The sequence below is a fragment of the Streptomyces sp. WAC05292 genome (assembly GCF_003949955.1).
Lineage (GTDB): Bacteria > Actinomycetota > Actinomycetes > Streptomycetales > Streptomycetaceae > Streptomyces > Streptomyces globosus.
In genome coordinates this window covers 1-4,166 of record NZ_RPSE01000478.1, presented here as the reverse complement: position 1 = coordinate 4,166, position 4,166 = coordinate 1, and the positions used below count along the sequence as shown (strand labels likewise).

Annotated in this window: 4 protein-coding genes; all 4 read left to right on the top strand. The window is 74.5% G+C overall.

Annotated elements, in window-relative coordinates; all coding sequences use genetic code 11:
- Positions 1-306 precede the first annotated feature (306 nt).
- The 4 genes from EF903_RS29585 to EF903_RS29570 all read left to right on the top strand — a co-directional run bounded on the left by EF903_RS29585 (position 307) and on the right by EF903_RS29570 (position 3,913).
- Positions 307-960 carry a hypothetical protein gene (locus EF903_RS29585; RefSeq protein WP_125548075.1) on the top strand — a complete coding sequence of 218 codons (654 nt, stop codon included), beginning with the start codon at positions 307-309 and terminating at the stop codon, positions 958-960.
- A gap of 35 nt (positions 961-995) precedes the next feature.
- Entirely contained in the window at positions 996-1,535 is a 540-nt protein-coding gene (locus tag EF903_RS29580) for an NUDIX domain-containing protein (protein ID WP_125548074.1), read from the top strand.
- A gap of 211 nt (positions 1,536-1,746) precedes the next feature.
- Positions 1,747-2,823, top strand: coding sequence for an adenosine deaminase (locus EF903_RS29575; protein ID WP_125548073.1), 1,077 nt, complete (start codon positions 1,747-1,749; stop codon positions 2,821-2,823).
- A gap of 70 nt (positions 2,824-2,893) precedes the next feature.
- Positions 2,894-3,913 carry a Gfo/Idh/MocA family protein gene (locus EF903_RS29570; protein ID WP_125548072.1) on the top strand — a complete coding sequence of 340 codons (1,020 nt, stop codon included), beginning with the start codon at positions 2,894-2,896 and terminating at the stop codon, positions 3,911-3,913.
- Positions 3,914-4,166 lie beyond the last annotated feature (253 nt).

Here is a 4,166-nt window from a genome sequence, read left to right as displayed (position 1 = left end):
GTTTCGGTACGGTTCGTGCCGCGGTGGGGGCGGTGCCGCGGAGAGGGCGCATTCGCCCAGGATGGCGCAACCGGGCTGCTGTGCACAGGGTTTCGGTACGCCGGCCCGCGCGAGGGGCGGGGGGCGGCCTCCGGGCCGGGCGGCGCCTCCCCGGACGGAATCCGTTCGCGGGCCCCGGGAGGCCTGTGCGAGACTCCCCGTCGATCTTGGAGGTTCCGTGCCTGTCCGACGTACGTCCTCGGCGGCGGTCTTCGCGGGGGCGGCTGCCGGCGCCGCCGCCCGTGGCCCCGCCACGGCGGGGTTCCGGTGAAGCTGCCCGTCACCGTCCACGAGGCCCGCCTGGGGGCCCGGGAGTTCAGGGTGGTCCGGCCCGCCAGGCCCCTGGCGCGTGCGGCGCTCGTCGACCGCGACCGGCACGTCGACGCCTACCTCGACGAGGACGCGGCGCGCAGCGTCGCCGCCCTCTGGCTGCTCGCCGCCCGCTCGCCCCGCTCGCTGCTCCACCTGCCCCTGCGAGCCGATCGGTCTCCCGTACCCGAGGCACCGGGCCCCTGTGCCGGCCGGCTCGACCTGGTGCTGCTGCACCACTCGCTCCAGTTCGCCCCGTCCCGCTGGAAGCAGCTGCGCGGCCGTCTCGGCCGCGGCCGTCCCGCGTCCGTGGCAGTGCCCGGAACGGAGCGCGCTCGGGCCGCGGGGGCCGGCCACGGCGCCCGCCACCACCGGGAGAACCGCGACCTGCTCCACCAGCACGTGCACGCCGAGACCCTGTTCGTGACGGGGAGCGCGAAGGTGTTCCGGGACACCGCGGAGCGCTTCCTCGAGGTCGCCCGCGAGGGCCCGGGCCACGCCCCGGCCCACAGGCGCTGCCCGCACTTCTGCACCCGCCTGTACATGAACGCCGGCATCCTCGCCAACGGCCGTGAGATCCACATCCAGTACCGGGACCGGTGGGACGTGTGAGCTCCGGCTGACGGGCCTGCCGGGATACTCGTGCCATGACGAACTCCCCTGCCTCTGCAGTCCCTTACTCCCGCATCAAGATCCGTGTCGGGGGGCTGGTGTTCTGCGGAAACGACATCGCGCTGATCCGCCGCGACCGCGCCGACTCGACCCATTACACCCTTCCCGGCGGCAACGTCGAGGACGGCGAGGACCTCGTCGCCGCGCTCGGCCGGGAGCTCGCCGAGGAACTGCTCCTGGACACGGCGGCGGCGCGGGGCGGCGACCTGCTCTGGGTGGTCGACCAGCGCGTCTCCCGCCCCGGCCCCACCCCTCCCCCGCGCAAGCTCCATCTCGTCTACCGCTTCCACATCGAACCTGGGGTCCGCGCGACCCTCGCCGAAACGGAGGTCGACGAGCTCCCCGACGGCGGTCACGAGGTCGGGGTGGTCGAGTGGGTCGACTACCGCGAGACCGCCGGGCTGCCCGTCTTCCCGCCGATCGGGCGCGCCCTCGCCGCCCTCCCCCATCCCCGCGCCGCCGTTGCCGACGCGGCCCTGGAGGCCGTCACCGACGCCACCTACACGTGGGTGTGACCGGCCGGGACGCAGGGGCCGCGGCGCCGGCGCCGGCCGGAGCGGCCGCCGGGCCGCCGTGGCGCGCCGTGTCCGGGGCGACTCTTGCCCCGTGTTCGTAATACGTATAACTTGACCGCGTCGAGGAGGGTGCGCCGGCCTGCAGGACGCGGCCCCGGCCTTCCCGGCGCGCCCGTCCCCCGCGATCCGTCGCCACACCGAGAAACCAGGCATGACCAGCACCGTCACCTCCCTGTCGCCCGACACCATCGCCCGGCTGCCCAAGGCCGTGCTCCACGACCACCTCGACGGCGGCCTGCGCCCCGCGACCCTGGTCGAGCTCGCCGCGTCCGTCGGCCACCGGCTGCCGACCGCCGACCCCGCCGAACTCGCGGCCTGGTACGTCGAGGCCGCCGGCTCCGGCGACCTCGTCCGGTACATCGGCACCTTCGAGCACACCCTCGCCGTGATGCAGCACCGCGAGGGCCTGCTGCGGACAGCCGAGGAGTACGTCCTCGACCTCGCCGCGGACGGCGTCGTCTACGGCGAGGTGCGGTACGCGCCCGAGCTGATGGTGCGCGGCGGGCTCACCCTGGGCGAGGTCGTGGAGGCGGTCCAGGAAGGGCTCGCCACCGGCATGGCCAAGGCCGCCGCGGACGGCACCCCCGTCCGGGTCGGCACCCTGCTGTGCGGCATGCGCATGTTCGACCGGACCCGCGAGATCGCCGACCTGGCCGTGGCCTACCGGGACGCCGGCGTCGTCGGCTTCGACATCGCCGGTGCCGAGGACGGCTTCCCGCCGGCCGACCACCTGGCCGCGTTCGCGCACCTGCGCTCCGAGAGCGTGCCCTTCACCATCCACGCCGGCGAGGCCCACGGCCTGCCCAGCATCCACCAGGCCGTGCAGACCTGCGGCGCCCTGCGCATCGGGCACGGCGTCCGCATCACCGACGACATCGTCGACGGCCGGCCCGGGCCGCTGGCGTCCTGGATACGCGACCGCCGGATCGCCCTGGAGATGTGCCCCACCTCCAACCTCCAGACCGGCGCAGCCGCGTCGATCGCCACCCACCCGATCACCGAACTGCGGAAGCTCGGCTTCCGGGTGACCGTGAACACCGACAACCGGCTCGTGTCCGGCACGTCCATGACCCGCGAGATGTCGCTGCTGGTGGACGAGGCCGGCTGGACCCTCGACGACCTCCGCGCGGTCACCGTCGACGCGCTGGAGAGCGCCTTCATCCCCCTGGCGGAGCGCGAGGCGCTCATCGCCGACGTGGTGCTGCCCGCGTACGCGGCGCACGCCTGACCCGACGGACCGGCCGCCCCTCCCCGGGGCGGCCGGCACCCCCTTGTAGGCCCTGTAGGAGGGACGGACGATGACCCGGCGCATCGAGGACCTGCGGATCGGCTTCATCGGACACGGGCGGCACGCCCGCGCCAACCTCTACCCCGCCCTCGCACTCGCCGGCGGCCGGCTCACGAGCATCGCCACCCGCGACGCCGCGGCGGCCGCCCGCGCCGCGGCCCTGCACGGGGCGGCCCGCGGGCACGGCGACCACCGGCGGATGCTCGCCGAGGACGGCCTCGACGCGGTGTTCGTCAGCGTCGCCCCCGAGGACCAGGCCGCCGTCACCGAGGACTGCCTGCGGGCCGGCGCCCACGTCTTCGCGGAGAAGCCGCTCGGCCTGGACGAGGCGGAGGCCCGCCGTGTCGCGGACACCGCGGAGCGGGCCGGGCGCAGTGTGGCCGTCGGGTTCATGAAGCGCCACGCCCCGGCCTACCGGCGGCTGGCGGCGCTCACGGCCGACGAGGAGGCGTTCGGGCGGGTGCTGTCCTTCCACGCGTTCTTCGCGTTCAGCCCGTGGACGGACACGCTCCGGGACGACACGTACGTGAAGTTCGGCGCCGTCCACGTCGTCGACCTCCTCCGGTGGCTGTTCGGGGAGGTGGCGGAGGTCTCCGGGCACACCAACTCCCGGGGCTCCGACATCAGCATGGCGGCGACGCTGCGGTTCCGCAGCGGGGTGATCGGCAACCTCACGCTCGCCGGGGTGCCGGCCTGGAGCCGCGAGCAGGAGGAGCTCACCGTGACGGGGCAGCGCGGTTTCGCCCGGGTCGAGAACCTCACCACCCTCACCCACCACCACGCGCGAGGCGCCGAGCCGGGCCGCGGTGAGGCCTGGCAGGAGATGGACGAGGACACCGTCGTCGTCCGCTCGGTGAACTCGCCCGCCTCCGGCGGCCACCAGGACCTGTACCTGCGGGGGTTCGCCGGGGAGGTGCGCCACTTCCTGGAAGCGGTCGCCAACGGCACCCCGCAGGCGGCCTCGGCGGCGGACAACACCGCCACGATGGCGCTGTGCGACGAGCTGCTGCGCAGCCTGCGTCGCTGCTGAGCGCGGACCGAGTGCGGCCGAACCTCTGAAGTTGCTCAAACCGGGCTTGGGCGGCCTCCGCCGCGGGGCATCGTCGGGGCACGACCGGCACGGAGAGGAAACGGGGGGCAGAGGATGGAAGTCGTCCTGGCCATCGCAGTGGTCATCATCGTCGTGGGCTTCAAGGTGTGGCTCTCGGACGGGCGCCCGAAGCGGCGCAAGAGCTGGTGGAGCAGCGGCGGCTCCTCGGGAGGCGGCGGCGGGTGCGGTTCGT

Bases quoted from the DNA above. Each gene is read 5' to 3' on its own strand.
- EF903_RS29580 (WP_125548074.1), top strand. From the start codon at position 996: ATGACGAACTCCCCTGCCTCTGCAGTCCCTTACTCCCGCATCAAGATC.
- EF903_RS29575 (WP_125548073.1), top strand. From the start codon at position 1,747: ATGACCAGCACCGTCACCTCCCTGTCGCCCGACACCATCGCCCGGCTG.
- EF903_RS29570 (WP_125548072.1), top strand. From the start codon at position 2,894: ATGACCCGGCGCATCGAGGACCTGCGGATCGGCTTCATCGGACACGGG.